2 protein-coding genes are annotated in these 904 nt (G+C 58.0%); one reads left to right on the top strand and one right to left on the bottom strand.

Translation table 11 applies throughout. From position 1 onward, the window contains the following. On the top strand, window positions 1–580 hold a 580-nt coding region (locus JK635_RS05555; protein WP_202652997.1), incomplete at its 5' end, for a hypothetical protein. A 35-nt stretch (window positions 581–615) separates the two neighbouring features. Here JK635_RS05555 and JK635_RS24145 read toward each other — a convergent pair. Beyond that, on the bottom strand, window positions 616–904 hold a 289-nt coding region (locus tag JK635_RS24145; protein ID WP_498043852.1), incomplete at its 5' end, for a YdcF family protein.

The following is a 904-nucleotide window of genomic DNA, read 5'->3' as shown; positions in this document are numbered from 1 at the left end:
CACCAAAGCCGAAATGGAAGCATCCGGACTGGCGCAGCGCCTGACTGATCGCCAGAATGAAGTCGAGAACATGCACCGGCAACTGGAGCAGGCGCGAACGCAGTTCGAGCATTACCAGGAAGCGACCGCGGCACAGCGAGCCGACGAGCGACGGGAAGCGGAGCAGCGCTACGGACGACTCGAACAAGAGTTGACCGAGACGCGACGCACCCTATCGGCGCAGCAGCAGGCACTCGTGCAATGCGCGGCGCGCGCCGAGCAACTTGGCCGCGACCACACACGCTTGCAAAATGACCTGGCCGGCGTACAGGAAGCGCATCAGAGGACATTGGCCGAGCATCGGGAGCTTGGTCAACAATTTCATATGCAATCGGCTGTTTGCGGCGAGCTGCGCGCGCAGTTACAGGCTGCGACTGCTACGCTCAACCAGGCGCGGGCCGATCTGGCAGTATTACAAAACGAGAATTTGCAGTTGAAAGCGCGCCTGGCTGAGCTTGACAACATGTCGGAAGCCTTGCGCACAGAAAATCGCAGCTTGATCGAGGAAAAAGCCCGTTTGGAAGGTCAGCTTGCCCGATGATTGGGGGCGTCTCAGAAAGCGGAAAATAAAGCACGCTAAGCCGAGCGGAAAGTAAGCCAATACACCGGCAACGCCACTGCCTCCCGCGCGATGGAATAGATGTCGCGCAGCTCGAAATATCGCGGATGCGCTGTGTGGACTGTCGTAATTCCGACCCGGTGCATGGCATATCGACTGCGCGTGATCTGGAAATATTGAGAGACGACGAGAGCATTTCTGAAGCCTTGCACCCTCATGAAGGCAGCGCAGTTTTGCGCGGTGTCTTGCGTGGTGTTGCCGTGTTCATCCAGGGAGCGTCTCAGAGAACGGAAAATAAAGCACGTT

Origin of the sequence: Neobacillus paridis, assembly GCF_016765675.1 — a bacterium.
Classification (GTDB): Bacteria; Bacillota; Bacilli; order Bacillales; family Cytobacillaceae; genus Neobacillus; species Neobacillus paridis.
The sequence above is the reverse complement of the archived record's forward strand: the minus strand, read 5'-3'. Positions and strand labels throughout refer to the sequence as shown.